At 72.5% G+C, this 24,358-nt stretch carries 19 protein-coding genes and 1 tRNA gene; 13 read left to right on the top strand and 7 right to left on the bottom strand.

The annotated features are described in order from the left end of the window. Positions 1 to 3: 3 nt before the first annotated feature. On the bottom strand, positions 4 to 1,902 hold the full coding sequence (locus tag DMH08_RS42285; protein WP_267898522.1) for a PP2C family protein-serine/threonine phosphatase: 1,899 nt from the start codon (positions 1,900 to 1,902) through the stop codon (positions 4 to 6). Positions 1,903 to 2,201: 299 nt separating this feature from the next. Here DMH08_RS42285 and DMH08_RS02655 point away from each other — a divergent pair. The 6 genes from DMH08_RS02655 (at position 2,202) to DMH08_RS02630 (ending at position 7,011) form a co-directional block, all read left to right on the top strand. Further along, positions 2,202 to 2,275: transfer RNA gene (locus DMH08_RS02655), tRNA-Pro, on the top strand. Positions 2,276 to 3,260: 985 nt separating this feature from the next. Next, on the top strand, positions 3,261 to 3,815 hold the full coding sequence (locus DMH08_RS02650; protein WP_125611448.1) for a MauE/DoxX family redox-associated membrane protein: 555 nt from the start codon (positions 3,261 to 3,263) through the stop codon (positions 3,813 to 3,815). A gap of 26 nt (positions 3,816 to 3,841) precedes the next feature. Beyond that, positions 3,842 to 4,372 (top strand): TlpA disulfide reductase family protein, encoded by a 531-nt coding sequence (locus DMH08_RS02645; protein ID WP_125611446.1) that lies wholly within the window; start codon positions 3,842 to 3,844, stop codon positions 4,370 to 4,372. Continuing rightward, a complete protein-coding gene (locus DMH08_RS02640) occupies positions 4,369 to 6,210 on the top strand; it encodes an ABC transporter ATP-binding protein (protein ID WP_125611444.1) in 1,842 nt (613 codons plus the stop codon). The genes DMH08_RS02645 and DMH08_RS02640 overlap by 4 nt, the downstream gene beginning before the upstream one ends. Positions 6,211 to 6,248: 38 nt before the next feature. Then, positions 6,249 to 6,722, top strand: a complete 474-nt coding sequence (locus DMH08_RS02635) for a S26 family signal peptidase (protein WP_125611442.1) — start codon at positions 6,249 to 6,251, stop codon at positions 6,720 to 6,722. Positions 6,723 to 6,795: 73 nt separating this feature from the next. Then, on the top strand, positions 6,796 to 7,011 hold the full coding sequence (locus tag DMH08_RS02630; protein ID WP_125611440.1) for a hypothetical protein: 216 nt from the start codon (positions 6,796 to 6,798) through the stop codon (positions 7,009 to 7,011). A 139-nt stretch (positions 7,012 to 7,150) separates the two neighbouring features. Here DMH08_RS02630 and DMH08_RS02625 read toward each other — a convergent pair whose 3' ends face one another. Beyond that, on the bottom strand, positions 7,151 to 8,905 hold the full coding sequence (locus DMH08_RS02625; protein ID WP_158642239.1) for an AfsR/SARP family transcriptional regulator: 1,755 nt from the start codon (positions 8,903 to 8,905) through the stop codon (positions 7,151 to 7,153). 313 nt (positions 8,906 to 9,218) lie between these two features. On the opposite strand from DMH08_RS02625, the gene DMH08_RS02620 reads away from it, so the two are divergent. Next, positions 9,219 to 10,247: a helix-turn-helix domain-containing protein gene (locus DMH08_RS02620; RefSeq protein ID WP_125611435.1), complete on the top strand. Its 1,029-nt coding sequence runs from the start codon at positions 9,219 to 9,221 to the stop codon at positions 10,245 to 10,247. Between the two features lie 17 nt (positions 10,248 to 10,264). On the opposite strand, the gene DMH08_RS02615 is transcribed toward DMH08_RS02620, so the two are convergent. Continuing rightward, positions 10,265 to 11,512 (bottom strand): tetratricopeptide repeat protein, encoded by a 1,248-nt coding sequence (locus tag DMH08_RS02615; RefSeq protein WP_233617363.1) that lies wholly within the window; start codon positions 11,510 to 11,512, stop codon positions 10,265 to 10,267. 185 nt (positions 11,513 to 11,697) lie between these two features. Between DMH08_RS02615 and DMH08_RS02610 the strand changes: the two genes are divergently transcribed. From DMH08_RS02610 to DMH08_RS02600, 3 genes are all read left to right on the top strand, one after another. Continuing rightward, positions 11,698 to 13,731: a HEAT repeat domain-containing protein gene (locus DMH08_RS02610; RefSeq protein WP_125611431.1), complete on the top strand. Its 2,034-nt coding sequence runs from the start codon at positions 11,698 to 11,700 to the stop codon at positions 13,729 to 13,731. 68 nt (positions 13,732 to 13,799) lie between these two features. Continuing rightward, a complete protein-coding gene (locus DMH08_RS02605; protein WP_125611429.1) occupies positions 13,800 to 14,612 on the top strand; it encodes an SAM-dependent methyltransferase in 813 nt (270 codons plus the stop codon). After that, a complete protein-coding gene (locus DMH08_RS02600) occupies positions 14,612 to 15,802 on the top strand; it encodes a cytochrome P450 family protein (RefSeq protein WP_125611427.1) in 1,191 nt (396 codons plus the stop codon). The genes DMH08_RS02605 and DMH08_RS02600 overlap by 1 nt, the downstream gene beginning before the upstream one ends. A 290-nt stretch (positions 15,803 to 16,092) precedes the next feature. Here the strand turns inward: DMH08_RS02600 and DMH08_RS02595 are convergent, their stop codons facing one another. From DMH08_RS02595 to DMH08_RS02585, 3 genes are read right to left on the bottom strand one after another with little or no spacing between them, the layout of a single operon-like run. Then, entirely contained in the window at positions 16,093 to 16,953 is an 861-nt protein-coding gene (locus DMH08_RS02595) for an alpha/beta fold hydrolase (protein ID WP_125611425.1), read from the bottom strand. Beyond that, complete coding sequence (locus tag DMH08_RS02590) at positions 16,953 to 17,879, bottom strand: VOC family protein (RefSeq protein ID WP_125611423.1); 927 nt, start codon at positions 17,877 to 17,879, stop codon at positions 16,953 to 16,955. Before DMH08_RS02590 ends, DMH08_RS02595 begins: the two co-directional genes overlap by 1 nt. Before the next feature lie 29 nt (positions 17,880 to 17,908). Continuing rightward, positions 17,909 to 19,453, bottom strand: coding sequence for a bifunctional 3-(3-hydroxy-phenyl)propionate/3-hydroxycinnamic acid hydroxylase (locus DMH08_RS02585; RefSeq protein WP_125611421.1), 1,545 nt, complete (start codon positions 19,451 to 19,453; stop codon positions 17,909 to 17,911). Positions 19,454 to 19,602: 149 nt separating this feature from the next. On the opposite strand from DMH08_RS02585, the gene DMH08_RS02580 reads away from it, so the two are divergent. The 3 genes from DMH08_RS02580 to DMH08_RS02570 all read left to right on the top strand — a co-directional run bounded on the left by DMH08_RS02580 (position 19,603) and on the right by DMH08_RS02570 (position 22,637). Next, a complete protein-coding gene (locus DMH08_RS02580; protein WP_199747582.1) occupies positions 19,603 to 20,262 on the top strand; it encodes a TetR/AcrR family transcriptional regulator in 660 nt (219 codons plus the stop codon). Positions 20,263 to 20,345: 83 nt separating this feature from the next. Next, complete coding sequence (locus DMH08_RS02575) at positions 20,346 to 20,861, top strand: J-domain-containing protein (RefSeq protein WP_125611419.1); 516 nt, start codon at positions 20,346 to 20,348, stop codon at positions 20,859 to 20,861. Positions 20,862 to 21,269: 408 nt separating this feature from the next. Then, positions 21,270 to 22,637, top strand: a complete 1,368-nt coding sequence (locus tag DMH08_RS02570) for a YibE/F family protein (RefSeq protein ID WP_064743584.1) — start codon at positions 21,270 to 21,272, stop codon at positions 22,635 to 22,637. An 18-nt stretch (positions 22,638 to 22,655) separates the two neighbouring features. Here the strand turns inward: DMH08_RS02570 and DMH08_RS02565 are convergent, their stop codons facing one another. Then, positions 22,656 to 24,275, bottom strand: a complete 1,620-nt coding sequence (locus tag DMH08_RS02565) for a class I adenylate-forming enzyme family protein (RefSeq protein WP_125611417.1) — start codon at positions 24,273 to 24,275, stop codon at positions 22,656 to 22,658. Positions 24,276 to 24,358: the final 83 nt, after the last annotated feature.

Below are 24,358 nucleotides of genomic sequence, written 5' to 3'. Positions count from 1 at the left end.
CCGTCACTCGACCCGGAGCGCGAACAGGGTGGTGTCGTCCGCCGCCCGGTCGTGCTCCATCCGCGCCAGCACCTCGTCGAGCGCCACCTCCGGACGGCCCGACCCCTCCTCCAGGATCCGCGTGAGCCGCTCGATGCGCTCGTCCAGATCCGCGTCCCGGCGCTCCACCAGGCCGTCGGTGTACAGGAAGACCATGTCGCCCCGCACCAGCGGAGTCTTGATCGTCGTGTACTCCCACCCCGGCATCGCCCCCAGCATCGGATCCCGGACGACCTCGAGCGGCCACGCCCGCCCGCCCCGCACGAGGATCGGCGGCGGATGCCCCGCGCACGTCCACTCCATGACGCCCCGGCCCGAGTCGAAATGCCCCACGATCGCGGTGCCCGTCGCGGGCGGGTCCATCGTCCCCACCAGCTCGTTCAGCCAGCCCACCAGCCGGCCCGCCGGCTCCCCGGTGAACGCGAGCCCCAGCAGCCCGTTCCGCGTCCGGGCCATCGCCGCCGCCGCGGGCAGCCCGTGCCCCGCCGCGTCCCCGATCGCGAACAGGCCCCGTCCGTCCGGCATCCCCCGCGTCGCGAACCAGTCGCCGCCGATCCGCGCCGCGCTCTCCGCCGCGAGGCTGCGCAGCGCGATCCGCACTCCCGGCAGCCGCTCCAGCTCGCTCTCGTCCGGCAGGATCGCCCGCCGCAGCGTCACCGCGACCCGCCGCTCCTGCGCCGTCCGCGCCTGCTGCTTCAGCATCTGCCGCCGCGTGTCCGCCAGCGCCCGCTCCACGCCCCGCCGCCGCGTGATGTCCTGCGACACGATGTTCACCGACACCGGCAGGCCCGCGTCGTCCAGGACCGGCTCGGCGAACACCCACAGGTGCCGCGGCCGCCCGTCCGCCCCGATCACCCGGTGCTCGGCCTCCACCGGCTCCCGCCGCGAGAACAGCGTCTGCAGGGCCTCCTCCACCAGCGGCAGATCGTCCTCGGCCACCACCTTCGGCAGATCGTGCGGCATCGGCGGCACCTCGTCCTGCGACACCCCGTAGTTCGCGAGCATCTGCGGCGTCCACGACGCCTCGCCCGTCACCAGGTCCCACTCCCCGAACCCCAGCTGCGCCAGCCGCTCCACCCGCTCCAGCCGCCGCGCCAGCCGGTCCTCCCTGCTGTGGTAGCGCCAGACGACGCACACCCCCGTCGGCACCCGGACGCACCGCACGCTCATCCGCGACGTCCGCGACAACCCGCTCTGCGCCGTCGTGTACATGATCGAATCGCGCTCCAGCGTCCCCGCGCCGTCGAGGACCCCCACGTACTCCTCGAACACCCCCGTCAGGGCCGCACCCGGATCCGTCTGCAGCAGCCGCCGCCCCGTCAGCTTCTCGGCGCCCCGGCCGAACAGATCCCTCGCCTGCTCGTTCAACCGCGCGTACAGGAAGTCCGCGACATTCCCCTCGGGCCCCCGCACCGGCACGAGATGCGCCGCCGAGTCCAGCGCGCCGTCCAGCACCGCCCGCGCCACCGGATCGTCCGGCAGTCCGGCCAGGATCTCCCGATCGCCCCCGGTGTCCTCCGCGGTGACCCGCCGCAGCACGTCCTCGGCCTCCGACACCACCGCCCGCCGCGTCCGCGCCACCTCCGCCCGCGGCGCCCGCCGCGCCGCCGCGACGGCCTCCGCCGCCCCGGCCCCGACGTCCTTGACCACCAGCGCCGCCGCCTCGGCGAGCTCCATGTCCAGGTCGCGCGCGAGCCAGATCAGGTGCTGCAGCGCCTCCCCGGGCGGCACCCCGAGCCTGCGTGCCAGCACGACCCGCGCCTCGGCCAGGATCGCGCGGTCATGCGCGGCCCCCCGCAGGTCCTCAAGGTCGGGCACCGCCGCGTGCACCCCCGGCGCGCGCGGCCCCTCCGCTTCGGCCAAGCCACTCCCCCGTTCGGCACGGCATGCCCCGAGAGAAAAAAGCTACATACGCCAACGAAGGACTATTCGTCCCTTTCCGGGTCTCCTACCCGTATCTTTAACCCGGTTTTCCCTGGATGCCCGAACTTCACCCGTTCCAGTGACCCTCCGGGGACCAACCCCTACCCCACCGAGTGACCCGCGTCACACCCCGCACCGTCCAGGCCGTCCCACCGCCACCCTCGGCCTTCGGATTCCCGGTACGCACAACCCCGCGGACTGCGCTAGAGTAATCAACGCCCGCCGAGACAGGCAGGCACCGGGACGTAGCGCAGTTTGGCAGCGCACTTGACTGGGGGTCAAGGGGTCGTGGGTTCAAATCCCGCCGTCCCGACAGAGCTCAGAGGCCGGTTCTCCACCACGGAGGACCGGCCTTCTTGATCGTCCGTTAGCCGCTCGTGAGCGAATCAGAGCGTCCTCACCGCCCCCCGGTTCACACGGCACCGGATGCGCCTCAGGTTCAACGTCCGCGAGCAGCGGTGTTCACTCGCTCCGACCGAGTGTGGGGTCCGTGACGCCACGCATGGTGACTGCCACGTGAGCCGTCCCGCAACCGCTAGTTCTCCGCTCAGCAGAGCGAAGGCCCTGCTGAGGTCCGTCTCGTCCGCCGGGCGGAGGACCGCCGTCCGCGCCACAGCCCGTTTCGGACAGCGCCGGATCGCGACGAGCCCAGCAAAGATATTCGCAGAAAGCGCGAGGTGGCCGTCGCCCTGGGCCTTGTTGCCGTTAGTCCGATGGCGCTGTCGGAGCCTGCGAGAACGCCGCCGCGTTGTGGACACGTGCTGGCGGCGCTTGTCTCCGGGCCATCAAGCCTGTCGAGCCTCGCCGAAGGTGGGAGGCTGATTTGTGCTGCGGCTGGTTACTGGTTGGGGCGCGGGCTCGTTGTCGGCGCGGCGGGGACGGCCGGTGTGCATGTTTGGGTCGGCGCCGGGGTTGGTGGAGTCGAACCGGTCGTGGGTGTCGTCAGGTCGACGGTGGTCCTGCCGGACAGCCTGGCGGCGTATAGCTGCTGGTTCAGCCGGACCGGGTGTGGTTCTGCTGGGGCTCAGCGGAGGCGCCGGCGAGGACCGCGAACGTGTCGCCAGCACACCTGCCTGCCTCCGCCACGGGGAATCGATGGTTTCGCGTGGATCGCGGTGAAGGACGCCGCTCCGCGGGGCGACTCGAGGGAGGTGAAAGGCCCGAGAGTCCCGCGCGCCGCACCACGTGGGTGGGTTTTGTGGCAATCGATGGCTGTACGGTCTTCTATACGGGCCTTATATAAGGGCTCGCTAGCTTGATTTCAGAAATGGCGGCAAATCACGCTAGGGAGTTCTTGGATGGGCTATGCCGCGATCGGGTGCGAGTGTCTCATCGGGCTCACGTTCGTCCTCGCCGCCTTGTCCAAGGTGCGCAACGGCGCCTCGTTCCGTGCGTTCGTCGACGCGGTGCGTGGGCTGGGCATCGCACGGAACCGGGCCGGACGCGTCGCGGTCGCGGCCGTGGGGGCCGAGGCGGCGGTTCCGGTGCTGCTGGGCATCGCGCTGGCGGGGTCGTCGGCGTTGCTCGTGGCCGGTCTGGTCACCGCCCTGGCGCTGCTGTCGGCGTTCACCGCGGTCATCTCCGTCTCGATGCGCCGGGGCGACCGCGTCACTTGCCGGTGCTTCGGTGCGAGCGGAGCACCCATGGGGCGGAGGCACATCGCCCGGAACGTCCTGCTTTCCGTGGCCGTCTTGGTAGCGCTCGTCTCCGCGGTGGCGAACCCGAGTGCCCAGATCGACGCGGGCGGCGCCGTCATCGCCGCGGCCGCGGGGTGCCTGGTGGCGCTCTTGGTCGCCTTCCTCGACGACATCGTCGACCTGTTCGCCGTCGGCCCGGACGTCGCGTCCCGCTGAGCGAACCCATAACAAGGAGGTCCGCAATGCCCTATCTCATCGCCCTGGTGGTGGTCCTGGCACTGGTGTGCGGCGTGAATCTGGTCTTCACGCTGGGAGTCGTCCGGCGGCTTCGCGAGCACACCCGGCTGCTGAACGACGAACGGCGCCGCCCCAGGCCGAACATGGGCGACGTGCCGGCCCCGTTCAGCGCCACGACCACCGACGGCCGGACGGTGTCACGCGAATCGCTGCCCGCCCCGCTGCTCATCGGGTTCTTCTCGGCCGGCTGTCGGCCGTGCGAGGAGGCGCTGCCCGAGTTCGTGCGCTACGCGGCGGCCTTCCCCGGCGGCCGCGAGCATGTCCTCGCCGTCGTGAACGGGCCGGCCGAGGACGTCGAGGAGTCCCGCGAACGGCTCGCCGCGACCGCGCAGGTGATCACAGAGCTGCCGGACGGCCCGGTGCAGACCGCCTTCGCGGTGGACGGCACCCCGGCCTTCGGCATAGTCGACGGCAACCGGGTCGTCCTCACGTCCACGCGCCTGGTCGCCGACCTGCCGGACGCCGTCCCGGCATGACCGGCCGCCTGCGGAGACTGCGGGCGGAGTTCCGCGACGCCCCGGCCGCCCTTCTCCTCGCCGTGCGCGCCGCTCCCGCGCACGTCGCGCTGTGCGTCGCGGCCGGTCTGGTCGCCGGGGGAACGCCCGTCGTGGTCGCCTGGCTGACCAAGACGCTGCTCGACCGGATGGCGGCGCGGGCTCCGGACGGACTGTCGTCTCTGCTGGCCGCGGCCGTCGCGCTGGCCGCCGTCGGGGTCGTCGCGGCGGTGCTGCCGCACGTGTCGGAGTACGCCTCGGCGGAGGTCGGCCGCAGGCTGAAGCTGACGACTCAGGACCGGCTCTTCGCGAAGGTCGGCGGGATGCCCGGACTCGCCCGGCTGGAGGACCCGGCGTTCCACGAACGGCTCATGTTGGCCCAGCAGTCGGGGAACGACAGCCCGGCCCGTGTGCTCGGCGGCGTCATCCAGCTCGTCCAGGCGACGTTGACCCTGGGCGGATTCCTGGGCACCCTGTTCGTCCTGGCCCCCCTCATGGCCGCCGTCGTCCTGGCCGCCGTCCTGCCGGTACTGGTCGCCGAACGCGCGCTGAACCATCGCCGTGCGCTGCTCTTCCGGCGGCTGGGCCCCGCCGAACGGCGTGAGTTGTTCTACGCGCATCTGCTGCGCGACCTCCAGGCCGCCAAAGAGGTACGGGTTTTCGGTGTGGCGGACCACCTGCGCGGCAAGATGCTCTCCGAGCTGACCGCGATCAACACCGCACGGCGGCGGCTGGACCTGAAGGCTCTCGGCGTCCAGGGGGTCCTGGCGCTGCTGTCGGCGTCGGTGGCCGGGGGCGGCCTGGTCTGGGCGGCGGGCGCCATCGAGAACGGACGGCTCGGCATCGGTGACGTGGCCGTGTTCATCGCCGCGGTCTCCGGAACTCAAGGCGCGCTCGCCAACGCGGTCAGGAGCCTGTCGACGGCGCACGAGGCGCTCCTGGTGTTCGGCCACTACCGGGCGGTGATCGAGACTCCGCCCGATCTCCAGGTCGCCGAGCGGGTGCGGCCCGTCCCGCCGCTGCGGCGGGGCATCGAACTGCGGGACGTCTGGTTCCGCTACGGCGAGGACCGGCCATGGGCTCTACGGGGAGTCGATCTGGTGATTCCCGCCGGACGGACGCTCGCCCTGGTCGGCCACAACGGTGCGGGCAAGTCCACCCTGGTCAAGCTGCTGTGCCGGCTGTACGACCCGACGGCCGGAACCGTCCGGTGGGACGGCATCGATGTCCGCGAGTTCGACCCGGCCGAGTTCCGCGCGCGCCTCAGCACGGTCTTCCAGGACTACATGTGCTACGACCTCAGCGTGCGGGAGAACATCGGCATCGGTGATCTCTCGGCCCGGCACGATCAGGCGCGGCTCGAGCGGGCCGCCCGGCGGGCCGGCGTCCACGATCGTCTCACCGAGCTGCCGCGCGGCTACGACACCCTGCTCAGCCGAATGTTCCCCGACAGCGAGATGGACGAGGACGCGGGCGGGGTGCTGCTGTCGGGCGGGCAGTGGCAGCGTCTCGCGGTAGCCAGGTCCTTCCTGCGGGAGGCGCCGGACCTGCTGATTTTGGACGAGCCGAGTTCCGGCCTGGACGCTGAGGCCGAGTACGAGCTCCACATGCGGCTGAAGGGGTACCGGGCGGGCAGGACCGGTGTTCTCGTCTCGCATCGGCTCGGAGCGCTCCGCGACGCCGATTCCATTGCGGTGTTCCAGGACGGGCGCATAACCGAGCGAGGCGCCCACGCGGACCTCATGGCCCGGGACGGCGCGTATGCGCGAATGTTCCGGCTGCAGGCGCAGGGATATCTGAAGAAAACGCCCACGGCGTGAGACTCATCCGACTGAGACACCTCCGAAGAGTTGCGAGAATGCCGAAAATACTGTGTGTGCCATTGGGCTGCGCGCTGTGCGCCGCTGTTTCCTTGCGGTGGGTGCGGCGGAGGTACCTGGTCGCCACCGTCATGGGGTCGAGCATGGAACCCACCTTCCGCCCTGGCCAGCGGCTCGTCGTGCGCCGTGTCTCGGGAGACGCGGTCCATTCCGGCGATGTGGTGGTGGTTCGGGACGTCGAGCCCGGAACGCCGCAGGCGTCCGCGGGGCGGCGGCTCGGGCCGTGCCTGATCAAGCGGGTGCTCGCGCGTTCCGGAGACCCCGTCCCGCGCGACCTGGTTCCCGCGCTGCGCGATGTGTCCGAGCCCACGATTCCGGCGGGCCGGATCGTCCTGGTCGGCGACAACGCGGACGCCAGTTACGATTCGCGCACCTACGGCTATTACTTGGAACGGGACGTCGTCGGGAAAGTGCTGAACGCATCACCGGAGCAGGCCAGGCTTCCCCTATAGCGAAATTTATACGACGTTCTGACGGTGCGGGATTAAGTTATTCATAACAGCCCCCACGGCGAAAGGAAGGGAAATGGTCAAGCAGCTCGAACGGCTGGGTGAGCGCCTGGTGCACATGGTGGCTCCTCCGGTCCCCGCGGAGGCGGCGGCCGCCGCCTGCTACAACCAGTACTGCTGCTGCATCAGCGGGTGCACGCTCCCCTGGCAGAACAAGATCAAATACGACCGGATCTGCGACGGCGTGCGCCAGTACAGCTGGGAGACGTCCTGCGGAGCCTGCTCCGCCTGACGACGGCGGCTTCCCGGTCGTCCCGGCGCGCCCGCTTCGTGCTCTCGGGGGCCCGCGCGCCATGAAGGGATCAGGGGCCGCCCGCCCGCCGCGCGTTGTGAGCGCGTCCGGGCGGGCGGCCTCTTCCCGCACGGGCGGGTCAGTGGAGAAGGTTCTGCAAGAGCCCGAGCAGGGGCACCGCCCGGTAGCCGCCTTCCGGAGTCGGTTCGATGAGGCACTCGTCGCACAGGCGGTCGAGAATCCGGACGGACGAGCCCCCGAGCATCCTCGCGGCATCCGCAGTGGTGATCGTCGCATCTCCGGACGCGCTGAGCAGCGGCTTCGCCTCGGGTATGTCGCGGACCACCCGCTGGTACACCGTCCTCAGCCGCCGGTTCACGCCCGGATCGCCGTACCGGTCCAGGATCCGGGAGGCGTCCTCGGTGAACTCGGCCACAACACTGCTCAGGGGCCTGTCGGGGCGGGCCGTCAGCAGTATCCCGGCCGCCCGCAGGGCGAGTGGGAGGAACCGGCATCGCCGGACGAGTTCACCGGCGGCGTCTCGGTCGGCCCTGACGCGTTCCGTCCCGGCGAGGTCCTCCAGAAGCGCGATGGACTCCGCCATCCCCATGGCGCCGAGCCGAATGTGGCGGGCGTGGTCGATGGGCAGCGCGCAACGTGCGGTCACCAGCACGGCGCAGCCCGCCCCGGTGGGCAGCAGCCGTTCCACCTCGGGCCCGGGGACGGCGTTGTCGATGAGGATCAGCAGCCGCAGCCCGCAGCTCATCGAGCGGAATCGGGTCACGGCCTCGGCGAGACCACCGATCTCGGACGCCTCAGAATCCCCGAGGTCTCGTAGGAATCCAACGGCAGCCTGGGCCGCCGTAACCCGCTCGTCCTGCCCCGAGTTTCCGAGATCGACGTAGAGTTGGCCGTCCGGGAACCGGTCCGCGACCCTTCGGGCCGCGTGGAGGGCCAGCGCCGACTTTCCCGCCCCAGGAGACCCGCTGACGACGCTGATCGCGGGAAGCGCACGCTGTCGCACCAGGTCCGCGGACAGGGTCTCGAGTTCCCGGGCGCGGCCGGAGAAGCGGCCGCCCAGGGGCAGCTGCCGGGGTACCCGGTGGCTCGGTCCCTCGGGCTGTCCCGCAGGCTTCGGCGCGATGAGGCGGGTGCTCTGGCGCATACCCCCGGCGAGTTCGGGGTCCCGCGTCAGGACGGCCTGGTGGAGGTCCTGGAGTTCCTTTCCGGGCTCGACCCCGATGAGCTCGACGAGCGTCTCGCGGGCTTCCCGGAACGCCGTGAGCGCGCCGGCCGTGTCGCCCATGAGGTAGAGCGTGCGCATGAGCAACGCCCAACATCGTTCGCGCAGCGGCACTTCGCCGAGCATGAGCCGGAGGTGACGGGCGGCCTCCGCATACCCGCCCAGGCCGAGCTGGACCGCGACCAGCTCCTCCATCAGCGCCAGCCGCTGCTCGTTCAGCGCGGTCAGCCGGGCCGCCAGCCCGCGTCCGCAGATCTGCCCGTGCCCGACGGGGCCCCGGTTGAGCTCGAACGCCTCGGCGGCGCATCCGGCGGCCGTGGCGCCGTCGCCGCGGGCGGCCGCGGACGCCCCTTCGGCCACCAGCTCCTCCATACGGAAGTAGTCGACCCGCTCCGGGTCGACGACCAGCCGGTATCCGCCGTCGTCCTTCACGATCTCGGAACCGGCGAGCCGCGAGAGCGCCCGGCGGGCCGCCATGGCGTAGTTCCGGATGTTCGCTGTCGCCGACATCGGAGGGCTGTCGTCCCATATCGCCTCGGCCAGCCGGTCGAGCGGGACGGGGTCGTTCCGGTGAACCACCAAGGCGAGCAGAAAGATTTTTAGTTTCGGCCCGCCGACGCGCTCTCGCGTCCCGTTCAGGCAAAGCTCCACTCGACCTAGGATTCTGAGGGCCGGCGCCGGTCGCGCCGGAAAGACATCGCTCATACCTTTTTGATTCCTTCTGCGTGTACTCGTGACGACGATTCGGCACCGAATCATGGATCTGGGCGGCCAGAAAGAGGCATGCTCACCTCTTTCACGAATTGGCGGTGCGCATCGAACGGGGCCCTCACGACACAGTCTTGACTTGCCGGTGAACGCGAGCAAGAATCACTGTCGGTCGAGTTCGGTCGATGATGTCCGAGCAGGTCACCGGGTCGACAGAGAAGGGCCCGATGGAGTCGACACGGAGGGTGATCAACGCGTGACTGATCATGGGATGCCGAATCCTCCGGATCCCTCCACCACGGCGGAGCTCGTTCTCGAGCTGCGACGACTCAAGGCTTGGTCGGGATTCAGCTTTCGCCAGCTCGAAAAGCGCGCGGCCGCCGCCGGCGACCAATTGCCGAAGAGCACTCTGGTCACCGTGCTGGGACGGGCGACATTGCCGCGCGAGGAGTTCGTGGCCGCGTTCACCCGGGCGTGCGGATGCCCGCCGGACCAAGTCGCGCAATGGGTCGAGGCCCGTCGCCGCCTGGCGGTGGAGGCCGTCGGCGGTGCGGAACCGGCCCCCGCGCCGGTCGCCACCGATGACGGCGGGACGGTCCAGAGTCCGGTCGCGGCCGAACCCGCGGGCGCCCCTCCCCCGTCCCCGCGTGGACGTTCGGTGCTGCGCTCACCGGTCCGGCCGGCCGTGGTCTGCATCGCCGCGATCGCGCTCGTTCTCGCGACGGTCGCGCTGTCGTCCGAGAGCGCCGTGCCCCTCGACCGTCCGACCGAGACACCGCGGAATCCGAGGCCGTCGGCCGCCTCCGGCGCGGACGCCGCGCCGGCGCCCGGGCGCTACCGCATCCGACTGGTCCATTCGGGGCTCTGCCTCTCCGAAAGGGAGGGCGACACCAGCGGGCAGGTCCGCCAACTCGGGTGCTCGAAGGCGTTCCCCGTCCGCGCACTGCTCGCCGGGCCCGGCGGCACCTACCGGATCACCACCGACCATCCGGCCTTCGGTCCCGGGTGCATGGGCGTTCGCAAGGCCCGGACCGCGCCCGGGGCCTCCGTGTTCGACGACTACTGCGGCGAGCGGGGAGCCAACGCCGGCGGAGAGGACTATCGCCTGGAGCGGGTCTCGGCCCCGACCCGCGGCTTCCGGCTGCGCCCGGTGCACAGTGGCCTGTGCCTAGGCGTCCCGGACGGCTCGACCGGCGAGGGCTCCGCAATCCAGCAGCTCCCCTGCGAGCCCACCGGGGGCGGGCAGGTCTTCCGGTTCGACCCTGACAAGCCCGCGCCGGGATGAGCCCGATGGGACGAGATTCATGGTGAGGTGCCCCGTGCTGTGAGGTCGTCCTGCGGCAGCGTGGACGGCGTCGGTTTGGGCCGCTGGAGGAGCGCTACGGCGTCCCTCACACGGCCGAGATCGATGAGGTGCCAGGCCAGGACGGGCCCGACGACATCTTCGTCCGGTTCGAGGAGGGCGATGGCCTCCTCGGTGCGTCCGGCGTCGGCCAGCAGCTCGGCGATGGCCCAGGTGTCGTGCTCGGGATGCGCCATCGCCAGGTCGATCGCCTCGTCGCGGCGGCCGCACGCGACCAGCAAGGGGAGCCGTATCCGGAAGAACTCCCAGCCCTCTTCGCCGTCGCGCTCCTTGAGGGTGTCGAGGTAGGCCAGTCCGTCCTCGGGACGGCCCTGGTCGGCATAGTGCGTGCACAGCATGTCGACGATCCAGTCCTCCGCACCACCGGAGGCGTCCGCGAGCGAGCGCAGCACGTCCGTCGCCTCGTCGCCCCGCCCGTGCCGCACCAGCAGCTCCGCGAGACGAACGGCCCCGTGGTTCCTGCGGAAGAGCGAACCTCCCGGCTGCCGGTACACCGCGATCGCGCCCTCCACGTCACCACGCTCCTCCAGCACCTCCGCAAGACACTGCGCGGCGGTCCCGAGAGATTCGACCGCCGCGTACGCACGCAGTTCCTCGATCCGGTCTTGCCGGGCCAGCAGGTCCGCAAGCTGGTCCCGATCGTTGACCGAGGTGGTTTCCCGGGTGCGCAGCAGGTCGATCGCCTCGTCGACGCGGCCCTGGCGTTCACGGATCGCCGCGAGCAGGTCGACGGCGTTGGAGGGTTCGATGACGCGGCGGCGGTACGTCGGGTCGTCGCAGGTCCGCGGCTCCTCGATACGGGCGGTCAGGAGTGCGGCGGCGTCGTCGTCCCGGCCCGCGCCTCCGGCGATGTCGACCAGGGCGGCGGCCAGCCACCCGTCCCCGACGTGCGGGCGCAGCAGGTCGAATGCCTCATCGCCCTTGCCGTGCCTGGCGAGCAGGAGGGCGAAGAACCTCAGCGCCGACCGCTTCCCCGCCTCCGCGTGCGGGCGGGCCAACGCGATGGCCTCGTCGCTCCTGCCCCACTCCTCCAGCATCCCCGCCGCCGCCTCGACGGCCGTCCACCACCCGGTGGCGACGTACGGGGCCAGCACCTCCAGCGCCGCCGCCCGCCGCCCCCGTTCGGCGAGCAGCCGGGCCTGTTCACGAGCGCAGAACCACTCCCCGCGACCGGCCTGGAACTCCACCTCATCGGTATGGCCCAACTCGACGAGCCGCGAGACCACAGACGAAGGAATGCAGCCGGAAAGTGTTCTGGCCCGGTAATCGAGATCAGCGGCGTCCACGGTAGGGGACCCTAGCCCCGTCTCGTCCGGTGAGTGATTGCTTCTCCGGGGGCCGTGTGTCGGTGGGGGTGGGCAGGATGCGGCGTATGTTCAGTGGACTTCATGACATCGACTGGTCGTCGATGGTGCATGCGTACGGCTCGGCCGAGGAAGTTCCGGGGCTTTTGCTGGCGCTGCGCTCTTCGGATGAGGAGGAGCGGGATAGAGCTCTCAGCAGGTTCTACGGCGCGGTGCATCACCAGGGCGATGTGTATGCCTGCACGGTGGCGAGTCTGCCGTTTCTCTTCGAGCTGGCCGACGACACCGCGACGCCTGGACGGGACGACGTCGTCGAGTTGCTGGTGAGCATCGGGTCGGAAGCCGTTGGGCGCGGTGACGTGGAGTATGTCGGCCACATCGATTTCGCTGGGGCCGCGAGGGTGGTGCGTGGCCGCGCGGAGACGTTCGTGGGGTTCGCGTGCGATCCCGACGTTCGCGTGCGCCGGGCCGCGGTGCCGGGGCTCGGGCTGTTCGTCGACGACGTCGCCCGGGCCTCGAAGGTCCTGCGCGGTCGGATGGCGGACGAGCCGAGCTTCGTCGTGCAGTTGCTGATCGTCGAAGCGATGGCGAACCTGGCCCTTCGCCTGCCGGAGCACGCGGAGGAGGCGACGGCGTGGTTCACGGCGCTGGCCGCCGATCCGCACGCGGTCCCCGAGACCAGGCTCGCGGCCGTGGTCCAGCGGGCTCGCTGCGCGCCCGGGCAGGTGGACGACGGCACCGTCGCGGCCGCGATCGAGCTGTTGCGGGAAGCGGATGTCGGTGGGGCGGAGGAAGCGTGGGGCTCCCCGCCTCGACCGGCGGTTCCCGGCGACGGGCCGCCGCAGATCGTCGCCGCCTTCGAGGACCTCGAACGGCATCGTTCGGTCCACTCGCCCACGGCGGATCTGCTGCGGACCTTCCACGGAACCTTGGCGGAGAGGGTTCCGGCGCGCACGACGCTTCTGGCCGAGCAACTGCGCAGCCGCGATCCCGGGGCCCGCCTGGACGCCATCCGGATGAGTACGGAGCTCATGGCGGGCTGGCGCGGAGACCACGCGCGGCTCGTCATGCTCGTCGCCGAGCACCTCGGCGCGTCCCACCCCCAGGTCGCCGCGGAGGCGGCGGCCGCGTTGAACTCCTGCCATGCGATCGCGGAACCCGCTCGGGAGGCTCTTGCGGCGTACGTCGGGGGACCGGACGGCTGGTGCTCGGCTCGGCCGCACGTGCGCAGGGGCCATCAGGAGGCCGTCCAAGCGCTGGCTCGTCTCGGTGATGTGCGGGCGGTGCCGAGCCTCGTCGCGGCGCTGGACGGCGGAGAGGACGGCTGGCGGGCGGTGCAGGTCGCCGGGAGGCTGCCGCAGGCCGCTGAGCGGCTGGTCCCCCTCGTGTGCGACCACTTGAGGAGTCTCGACCTCGCCCACCACGCGGTCGACATGAGTGCGCGCTCCGCTCTGTCCGCCCTGGTCGGACTCGCCGACGGCGCCGTCGAGGCGATCGCCGAGACCCTCGACGCGGCGGTGGCTCGTGAGCTGTGGTCGATCGCGAGCTCGGCCCTCGACGCGCTCGCGGCGTTCGGCCCGTCCGCGGCTCCCGCGCTGCGGACGATCCGGCCGCTGATCGCGCACGGCGCCGCGCGTCCCGCCGCCGTCGCCGCGCTGTGGGCCATCGGCGGGGATCCCGGCGAAGTCGTCCGGCCGGCGCTCGGTCTGCTGGACGACCGCGCCGTCGGGATCGGTAAGGCGGCCGACGTGCTCGCCGGGATCGGCCCTCACGCGCGGGAAGCACTCCCCCGGCTGCGGGACCTGCTGGCCGACGGCGACGAGTGGAACCGGGTCTCCTGCGCGAACGCTCTGTGGGAAATCGGCGGCGTTCCGGAGGCGCCGGTGGTGCTGGACACGCTTCTCCAAGCATGGGGGCAGAACCCTTTCACCGCCAATGAGGTCGTCGCCTGCCTGGAGCGGATGGGTGACGCCGCAGTCCCTGCCGTGCCTCAGCTTCGGGCCGAGCTGCTCCGGCCGGAGCGCCGTGGCAGATTCGTCAGCATCGGCGACGATGAGGAATTGCAGCGGATCTGCCGCGTCCTCATCGAACGGCTCGTTTGAAAGAGGCTCCTAAGGCGGGTGCTCGGGGCCTACGATGATTGGCCGTGTCCTATGGCAGGAGGCCGGGTATGGCATCGGACGAGCAGCTCTCGGACTTGGGGATCGATCCGAACGTCCCCAGCGTCGCGCGGATGTACGACTACTACCTGGGCGGTAAGGACAACTACGCGTCCGACCGGGAGGCGGCGGAACAGGTGCTCGCCGCGATGCCGTACGTCCTGGAATTCACCCGCGCCAACCGGGGGTTCCTCTCCCGGGCGGTCACGATGCTGGCCGAGCGCGGGGTGCGGCAGTTCCTGGACATCGGGTCCGGGCTTCCCACCCAGGAGAACACGCACCAGGTCGCGCAGCGGGTGGCGCCCGGCTCGCAGGTCGTCTACGTCGACAACGATCCGATCGTGCTCGTGCACGGGAGGGCGCTGCTGGCCGACGGTCCCGGGACCACGGTGCTCCAGGCGGACCTGCTCCGTCCCGAGAGCATCGTGGACCACCCCGAAGTGCGGGAGCGGTTCGACTTCTCCCAGCCGATCGCCGTGCTGCTCTTGGCCGTCCTGCATTTCGTCCCGGACGAGGCGCGGCCCGGGGAAATCGTCGCGCGGCTGCTCGAACCGCTGGCGCCCGGCAGCCACCTGGTCCTTTCGCACGGCTTCCTGGGAAAGCAGGACGCCGACAAGGAGGGCGCCGTGCGGGACCAATACGGCCGGACGGGCGCCGGTGACATCATTCCGCGGACGCGTGACGAGCTCCTCGGGTTCTTCGAAGGGACCGAGGTGCTGCCGCCCGGTCTCGTTCCGGTGCGCGACTGGCGTCCGGACGCCGGTTTCTTCGAGCCGGACATGAGCAGGACGGGCTTTCTCGGCGGCGTCGGGAAGGTGCGCTGATGGCTCCGCGGGTGCTGCCGATGGATTTCCTGCTTTCGGAGGAGTTCGCCCGCGACCCGTACGCGCTGTACGCGGAACTGCGCGCCGAGGGGCCCGTGCACCGCATCGATTTCCCTCCGGGCGCCGACGCGTTCCTCGTGGTCGATCACGAGCACGGGCATGCGGCGCTGAACGATCCGCGGCTGTCGAAGGACACCGCGCACAGCTCCGTGCCCGTGGATCCCGCGCCGTACTTCGGCGGCACCATGCTCGGCATGGACCCGCCCGACCACACGCGGCTGCGGCGGCTGGTCGCCAAGGCGTTCACGCCGCGGCGGGTGGAGGCGCTCCGGCCCCGTGTCCAGGACATCGCGGACGGCCTGCTGGACGGCCTGTCCGGGACCGTCGACCTGCTGGAGGCGTTCGCGGTCCCGCTGCCCGTCCAGGTCATCTGCGAGCTGCTCGGCGTTCCGCCGGAGGACCGCGATGAGTTCCGCGCCTGGACGACCGTGATGACGGCGCCGGCGCACGGCGCGGCGGCGCTCGAGCGGCGGCGGGAGGTCGCCGGGCTGTTCACCGGGTATCTCGCCGGTGTCGTCGCCGAGCGGCGTGCCCGGCCGCAGGACGACCTGATCAGCGGGATGGTCGAGGCGCGCGACGGGGACGCGGCGCTCACCGATTCCGAGCTGCTGAACACGATCGCGCTGCTGCTCATCGCGGGGCACGACACGACCGTGAACCTCATCGGCAACGGCGTCCTGGCGCTGCTGCGGGCACCGGACCAGCGGGAGCTCCTGCGGTCAAGGCCCGAGCTGCTGCCGTCCGCGGTGGAGGAGCTCCTGCGCTTCGACGGGCCGATCGAGCGCGCGAGCCAGCGCATCGCCGTGGAGGACATGGAGATCGCGGGAGTGCGCGTCCCGCGCGGGTCCTGGGTGCACGTCTCCCTGGGGGCGGCCGGCCGCGACCCCGGTGCCTTCGACGATCCGGGCCGGTTGGACGTCACCCGCGCCCCGAACCGGCACCTCGCGTTCGGGCACGGGCCGCACTTCTGCCTGGGGGCGCCGCTCGCGCGCCTGGAGGGCCAGGTCGCGATCGGCGGCCTGCTGGAGCGGTTCCCCGGTCTCGCGCCGGCCGTCCCGCCGTCCGAACTGCGCCGGCACCGGGAGGGATCGATCGTCCGCGGCCTGGTGTCCCTCCCCGTGCGGCTCTGATCGCGTCGGGGCCGGAGGTCGAAGAACGCCTTGACGCGGCGTTCGCGGTAGTCGGTGTCGTCCTCGTCGTGCCGGACGCCCCGGCGCCGGGCGTGCTGGTAGTACGCGGCTCCGCGGCGCAGCCGGTGCCGGACGAGCCGGACGGCCTCCGGACGACCGTGGCGCCGCCGACGCGGACGACGAGGTCGTCGACGCGGTACGCCGCCGACTCCTCTCCGCCGTACAGCCGTACCGGCTCGCCTTCGTTGGGCCGCCGCCCGCGGGTCGGGCGGCGGCCGCGCGCGCGGACGTCAGTCCCGGTGTCCGGGGGTGTTGCGGACGAAGTCGGTGACGAGCCGGTTGAACTCGTCGGCGTGCTCGATCATCGCCCAGTGCCCGCACCGGTTGAGCAGCACGAGCCTGCTGTCGGGGATGTTGGCGAGCAGATGGAGCGAGTTCTCGAAGGGGACGACCCGGTCGTCGCGGCCGTGGATGAGAAGCGTGGGGACCGCGATGCCGGGGAGCAGTTCGGGCTTGGCCCAAATGGGGAGCGGCGCGCCCGCGGGCAGCCCGTCGACGTAGTTGCGCAGGTGTTCGGGACGGGCGAGGGCCGCGGCCGAACGGGCCCGGCACAGTTCCGGGGTGGCGAACCGGGCCGTGTCGAAGCACATGATCTCGACGAGCCTGCGCATGTTCTCCGGGCTCGGGTCCCGGTAGGTCTCGATGAGGACCTTCAGGCCCTCGGACGGGCCGCCGCCGGGGGCGAAGAGGCCGGGCGCCCGGCCGACGGGCGGGCCCATGGTGACGAGGTGCGTGATCCGGCCGGGGTGCTCGGTGGCGAGCCGCAGCGCGGTCTGCCCGCCCATCGAGTTCCCGACGAACGCGGCCTTCCCGATGCCCAGGGCGTCCAGGAACTGGATCGCCGCGTCGACGTGGTCGAGGCGGTCGACCGTCGCCGGATCGGAGTCGCCCCAGCCGGGCATGTCCACGGCGTACACGTGGAAGTGCCGGGCCAGCGCCTCGATGTTGGCGGAGAAGTTGCTCCAGCCGGTGGCGCCCGGTCCGCTTCCGTGCAGGAGGACGAGGGGGTGTCCGGCGCCCGCCTCGTAGTAGCGGAGCGTCCACTCCTTCGTCCGGACGGTGCGGGCGGTGTCTTCTTGGGTCGGCGCCATCAGTGCAGGTCCTTTCCGGATGCGCGGGCGAGCAGGTCGGCGACGGTCTCCGGGGAGCGGTGCCCCCAGCTGTGCAGCCGGTCGAGCGTTGCGACCTCCCAGGTGGCTTCGTCGACGAGCAGGCCGCCCCAGCCGTACTCGACGCTGAAGCCGGAGGGCGTCCGCACGTAGAAGCTGAACATGCGGTCGTTGGGGTGCATGCCGAGGGTCATCTCGAAGGGGCGCCCGGCGTCCATGCAGCGGTCGTAGGCCGTGCCGACGTCGCGGATGTCGGCGACCTCGAGCATGAAGTGGTGGGTCCGCTTCGGGTGCGGCATGTCCCCGAACGCGACGGAGTGGTGGCGCGGGTTGCAGCGCAGGAAGGTCAGGTCGGCGACGGCGCCCGGCGCGAGCTCCTCGACGATGCGGTCGGACACGCGGAAGCCGAGCAGGCCCTCGTAGAACTCCAGGTAGGTCTCGCGGGCGGTCCCCCGGGCGAGCAGGACCTGGTGGCCCGCGCCGCCCGCGCCGGTGACGAACCCGCCGAGCAGGACGTCAGAGCGGAACGGGGTGTCGGCGTCGGCGAAGCCGGTGACCAGCTCGATCCGGTTGCCCATCGGGTCCGCGGTCACGGCGACGCGGTCGACGCGGCGGGACGCGGCGAGGTCGGGGCCGCCCTCGGCGACGGCGACGCCGGCGGCCGTCAGCCGGCGGACGATCGCGTCGAGGGCGGCGCCGTCCTCCACCTCGTAGCCGCTGGCCGCGAGGTCGTCGGCGGGGCCGCGCCGCACGGACCAGCGGTACGCCTTCGCGTCGGTGCGGAGCTCGAGCGCGTCGGCGCTCCTGCCGGCGAGCTGCATGCCGAGCAGGTCGACGGCGAAGTGTTCCCAGTCGTCCAGGTCGCTCGCCTCGTAGACGACGTACGCCAGTTCCTTGATTCCGGTCATGGGGTCGTGCTCCTCGTTCTCGGTGTCGGTCAGGCCGGGACGGCGAGGCCGGACGGGTCGGCGGCGGCCACGAAGCGGTCGGGGCGCACGGCGACGGCGCGGGCGCGGTACCGGGCCAGCCACGGCAGCAGGACGTCGTCGAGGTCGACGAGGTCGTCGGCGCTCCGGGTGTAGGCCGTCCTGGGGCGGACGGCGACGTAGCGGGCGCCGAGCGCGTCCCATCCCGCCTTCTCTTCGGGCGCGAGCAGTCCGGCGGGGTCGGTGTCCGCGCCGAGCAGGACGAACCCGTCGCCGAGCAGGTCGTCGAGCCGCGCCATCCGGCCGGTGGCGTCGCCCGCGACGGGCTGCGGGATCATGCGGCCGACGGCGGAGGCGTCCCCGACGGGGCCGCGGAGCCGGCCGGCCGCGAGGACCGGCGGGGCGATCAGCGGCGGCTCGAAGGGGGTGACCGTGTTCTCCGGGACCCGGTTCAGCTCCTCGATCTCCGCCGGTGTCGCCTCCTGCTTGATGACGCGGCCGAGCCGGACGGCGAGGTCGGTGAAGAACGCGGCGTTCGGGCGCCGCTCGGCCTCGTAGGTGTCCAGCCAGCTCCCGTCCAGGCCGCCGCTGAGGACGCGGGCCATTTTCCAGCCGAGGTCGTGGGCGTCCCGCATGCCGGTCTGCATGCCCGCCCCGGCCCACGGCGGCATGAGGTGGGCGGCGTCGCCGGCGAGGAAGACCCGGCCGGACCGCCACGTCTCGGCCATCCGGGTGTGGTGGCGGTAGAAGGCCCACTGGTGGATCGCGACGTCGTCGGTGGTGACGCCCATCGCCTCGAGCAGCGGCCACACGTCGGCCTCGGTCGCGAAGTCGGCCTCGGTCTCGTCCGGTCCGAGCGGGATCTCCCAGCGGTGGTTGCCGGCGGAGAGCGCGATGTCGACGACCGGGCGCCGCCGGTCGGACCAGAAGGTGAGGACGTCGCGGTCGGGCCACCAGCGCTTGACGCGGCAGTCGATGACGATCCACCGGACGTCGAGCGTGTCGCCGAGCAGCCGGGCGCCGATCATGCCGCGGACGGCGCTGCCGCCGCCGTCGGCGCCGATCGCGTAGCGGGCGCGGAAGGCGCGCCGCTCCCCCGTCGCGGCGTCGGCCGCCGTCACCGTGACCCCGTCGGCGTCCTGCTCCAGGCCGACCGCCTCGGCGCCGTAGCGGACGTCGACCAGGCCGCCGTACTCCGCGGCGCAGGCGCGGAGCTCGGCCTCCATGGTCGGCTGGTAGATGTTGTAGAAGCGGGTTCCGGCGCCCAGCGTCGACGGCGGGTGCTCGACCCGCATGATCTCGGTGCCGTCGTAGGTCGTCCAGCGCAGCGCCCGCTGCGGTTCGATGACCGCGGCGATCCGCCGGTCGATGCCGAGGCTCTGGAAGATGCGCATCGTCCAGTCGTTGACGGTGACGGCGCGTGCCCGGGGGTAGATGGCCTCGTCCCGCTCGAACGCGAGGACCGAGACGCCGTGCCGCGCCAGCGTGAGCGCGGCGGTCACGCCGGTGGGGCCGTAGCCGACGATCGCGACGTCGGCGTCGAAGTGCTGGGGCATGCGGGCTCCGGGTGGCTTCTCACAAGTTTTGGACCGATCGTTCGGTACGATCGTGGCCATCGTCACACGCTGACCTGCGAGGCGTCCATGAGATTCCGCTGTGCAGAACGGGGGCCGGTGCCCGGACGCCGGGGATCTATGCTTCACCCGTGGACGGCGAGAAGAGCGGCAACCGGCGCGGCCGCAGGTCCCGGGAGGAGATCCTGGACGTCGCCTCCAGGATCATGGCGGAGCGCGGGTACGCCGCCACGTCGCTGTCGGTGCTGAGCCGCGAGACCGGCCTCCCGAAGAGCGCGGTGTACCACCACTTCCACTCGAAGGCCGGGCTGCTCTCGGCGGTCATGGCGCGCGGCGCCTACGAGTTCTTCGCGGCGATGCGGCGGGCGCAGGCGGGCGGTCCCGAGGGGGGCACGCCGCGCGAACGGCTGACCTGGTACCTCGTGCGCACCGGCGAGGCGTTCATGGCGCGTCCGGACTTCCTGCGCCTGCACCTGCTCCTGGTGATGAGCGCCGAGGCCGCGGAGGCCGAGGTGGACGCCATCGTCGAGCGGGTGCGGCGGGACGGCCGCGCGCACATGAACGCGATGATCGCGGCGTCCTTCGCCGAGGAGGGCGAGGAGGCCGCCCGGGCCGTCGCGGACGAGCTGGAGTACTTCGGCATCGCCGGGTTCGACGGAGCGTTCGTGGCGCTGCAGGCCGAACCGGACCGCGACCTCACCGCGCAGATGACGCTGCTCGCCGAGGCCATGGCGGCGCTCGGGGAGGCGCGGCTGGCCGCGCTGCGCGCCCGCACCGTCGCGCCGCGCTGATTCCGGCCGTCCGCGCCCGGGTCCGCCGGCGGCGGGGTCGCCTAGCCTGGGGAGCGGCCCGAGTCCGGGGAGGTGGGGCCCGCATGACCGAGCGCAAGCCCGTCGGCATGGGCTTCGAGACCTGGATCGACCGGCAGATCCGCCAGGCGCGGGAGCGCGGCGCCTTCGACGACCTGCCCGGCGCGGGCAAGCCGCTCACCGGTCTCGACCGGCCCTTCAGCGTGGAGCGGTGGGCGGTGGACAAGGCCCGCCGCGAAGGGCTGGACACCGAGGCCTTGCTTCCCGAGCCGCTGCGGCTGCGGAAGGAGGTCGACCGGCTGCCCGGCACCGTCCGCGGACTCCGCTCCGAGCGGGAGGTCCGGGAGCTGGTGGGGGATCTGAACCGGCGGATCGCCGAGTCGCTGCGGCGGCCGTCCGAGGTGCCGGTCGTGGTCCGGCGGGTCGATCCGGACGCCGTCGTGGAGCGGTGGCGGGACGCGCGCGCCCCGGCGGCGGAGGCTCCCGCGACGGAGGCCCCCGCGGCGCCGGGCCCCGCACCTGCCGGGCGCGGGCGTTCCCGGCGCCGCGCCTTCCCCTGGCGCCGCAAGCCGCGGGACTGAGGGCCCGAGGGCCGCGCCGCGGGCGGGACGGACCGGGCTTCAGCGGCCGAGTCCGGCGAGCAGCTTCTCGCTCTCGGTCCAGAGGCGGGCGGCGGCGCCTCGCCCCCGACCGGCCCGAGTCGGCGGCGGCGCTGGACGCCCTCGCCCGCTTCGTCGCGCGCTTCGCCGGACCTGCGGGCGCAGGACGCCCGGTGGCCGCCGCCGATCACGGATCCCGCCCCGGCCGCGCACAGTAGAGTGCTTCCTGCGCGACGTCGGAGACGTCCGTCCGGTCGGCACCGGCGGCACACGCACGGATGCCGCCGCCCCCCGCGAGGTCCGCGAGCACCGCCCGACCGCGTTCACCGTGCCTCCGGACGGCGACGCGCGCGGCGTCGGAGGAACCGCACTGCGAAGGAGCCGTCGAGCATGGGCGCCCACCACGGCCACGGGACGGCCGAGCACCCCCACCGGCCCGCGTCCCGCTCCGCGGTCCGCGCCGTCCTGGCCGCGATCGTCCCGCTGGCGCTGGTGACGCTGGCGGCCCTGCTGTGGATGTGGCCGTCCTCCCCCGAGGCTCCGGGCGGCCCGGCGGCCGTGCAGCTGGAGAAGGTGCCCGGGACGGTCGTGCGGGTCGATCTCAAGCCCTGCCCGGAGGTCGCGCCGCCCGGCGGCGCCCCCATCGACGCGGGCGGTGCGGGCGAGGAGGCGCCCCCGACGGATCCGCGGCGGTGCGGGACCGCGCACGTCGAGCTGACGTCCGGGCCGACGGAGGGCCGGGTGGTGAGCGCCGAGCTCCCCAGCGGCCCGGGCACCCGGGTGTTCACGGCGGGCGACGACGTGATCCTGCTGCACCTGCCCGCCGACGGCGGCCAGGGCCCGTCCTACCAGCTGTCCGACCACGACCGCTCCGGCTCGCTGTGGCTGGTCGGCGCCGCGTTCGTCCTCGCGGTGATCGCGTTCGGCCGGTGGCGCGGGCTGACGGCGCTCGTCGGCCTGGCCGTCACGTTCGCGCTGCTCCTGTGGTTCCTGATCCCGGCGATCCTGGACGGGCGACCGCCGCTGCTCGCGGCGATCGTGTGCGCGGCGGCCATCATGCTCGCGGTGCTGTACCTCACGCACGGGTTCACGATGTCCACGTCGATCGCGGTCATCGGCACCCTGGGCAGCCTCACCCTCACCGGGGTGCTGGCGATGGCCGCGATCGACCTGACCAGCCTCACCGGCATCACCGACGACAGCTCGCTCTACCTGGACCTCAGCTACCGGATCAACACGCAGGGGCTGCTGCTGGCCAGCGTGATCATCGGTTCGCTGGGCATCCTGGACGACGTCACCGTCACGCAGGCCGCGACGGTGCGGGAGCTGGCGCACGCCAACCCGGCGTACTCGCTCCTGCAGCTGTACCGCGCGGGCGCGCGGGTGGGGCGGGCCCACGTGGCCTCGGTGATCAACACGATCATCCTCGCCTACGCCGGCGCGTCCCTGCCGCTGCTGCTGATGTTCAGCGTCGGCAGCCAGCCCCTCGGCGAGGTGATCACCACCCCGGTCATCGCGCAGGAGATCGTCCGCAGCGCGGCGGGCACGCTGGGGCTGATCGCCGCGGTGCCGCTGACCACGGCGCTCGCCGCGGTCGTCGCCACCCGCCGGGACCGCTCCGATCCGGTGGGTGAGCCCGGCGCGGCCGCTCCCCCGCCGGCCGAAGGCCCGGGCGCCCTCGCGGACGCCTTCCCGGACGAGCGGCCGGCGAAGGGGCGCCGCGAGGAACGCGTGGACCACGAGTTCTGGGGCGACTGAGCCGGCGGCCCGCTCCGCTCAGCGGCGTTCCGAAGCCGGGGCCGGGTCGCGCAGTTCGCGGCGGAGGATCTTGCCGGAGACGCTTTTCGGCAGTTCGTCCTCGATGAGCACTTGCGCGGGGGCTTTGTAGACGGCCAGCCGCGCGCGGCAGTGCTCGCGCAGCTCGTCGCCCGTAACGGCGGCGCCCGGCCGGAGGCTGACGTGGGCGCGGACGGTCTCGCCGCGGTAGGGGTCGGGGACGCCGACGACGGCCGCCTCCCGCACGGCCGGGTGCTCGTACAGGACGTCCTCGACCTCGCGCGGCCAGATCTTGTAGCCCGCGGCGACGATCATGTCTTTCTTGCGGTCGACGAGGTAGACCCAGCCCGCGGCGTCCATGAAGCCGACGTCGCCGGTGAGGAGCGTGCCGCCGGGGAAGGACGCGCGCGTCTGCTCCGGGTTCCGCCAGTAGCCCGCGGCGACCTGCGGGCCCGCGATGGCGAGTTCGCCGACCTCGCCCGGCGGCAGCGGTTCTCCGTCCTCGCCGCGGATCTCGACGCGGACGCTCGGCCAGGGCACGCCGATGGCGAGGGCCCCGGACGCCGCGTCGACCGGCGCGCGGGCGCCGAGCGGCACGGCGACGGCGGCCGCCGTGGTCTCGGTGAGCCCGTAGGCGTTGTGGACGTAGACGCCGAAGGCGTCCTCGAAGCGGCCCACGGTCGCGGACGGCACCGGGGCACCGCCGCTGAACGCCTTGGTCAGCGAGCCGAGGTCGTGCTCGCGGGTCGCGGGCTCGTCGAGGAGCGCGATGAACGCGGTGATGGACCCGATGGTGAATGTCGGCTTGTAGCGTTCGACCAGCGCGGCGGCCGTCACGGGCTCGAACCGGTGGGTCAGCACGAGCGGGAGGCCCGCGCCGAGGCCGAGCGCCAGGTGCATGACGAGCCCGGTGATGTGGAACAGCGGCGCGGTCGTGAGGATCGAGTCGCTCTCGTCCAGCCGGAACCAGGCGCGGCACGCCGCGACCTGGCAGGCGAGGTTGCGGTGGGTGTTGACCGCGCCCTTCGCCGGTCCGGTGGTGCCGGACGTGTAGCTGAGCAGGGCGGGCTCGTCCGGTCCGGGAGCGGCGGAAGTGCGGGGCGTGCCGCCCTCGTCGAGGATCGCCAGGACGTCGTCGGGCCGGTCGCCGTCCGGCCACGGGCCGACGGGGTCGGCCGCCAGTGCGGCGGCGCCGGAGTAGAGGACGGCCGCATCGGGCAGCGCCTCGACCGTCGCGGCGGCCTCGGGATGCGCGATGAGGACGCGGGCGCCCGAGTCGGCGAGCAGGTGGCCCAGCTCCCGCCGCTTGTACATGGGGTTCACCGGGACGACCGTCGCGCGCAGCTTCCACACCGCGAGGACGGCCAGGACGCAGACCGGCGTGTTCTGCAAGGCGATCGCGACGCGGTCGCCCGCGCCGACACCGCGCCGTTCGAGCCCGGCGGCGAGGGCGTCGCTGAGCCGGTCGGTGGCCGCGCGGTCGAGGGTCGTCCCGAAGTAGTGCAGCTGCGGGGCGTCCGGACGTTCGGCGGCGCGCCGCCGGAACAGCGCGACGACGTCGCCGGCCTCGGGGGCGATCTCGCCGGGCACTCCCGGCCCGTACAGCTCGCGCCAGTTCATACGTGGCTCCCTCCGGGCACGGGCGGCTCGCCCCGGGCGCCTTCTCCGCTCCGCCCGGATCGCCCCCGTCACGATAACGCCGC

The sequence above is a fragment of the Actinomadura sp. WAC 06369 genome (assembly GCF_003947565.1).
Classification (GTDB): Bacteria; Actinomycetota; Actinomycetes; order Streptosporangiales; family Streptosporangiaceae; genus Spirillospora; species Spirillospora rifamycini.
This window is presented reverse-complemented; position numbering and strand designations above follow the sequence as displayed.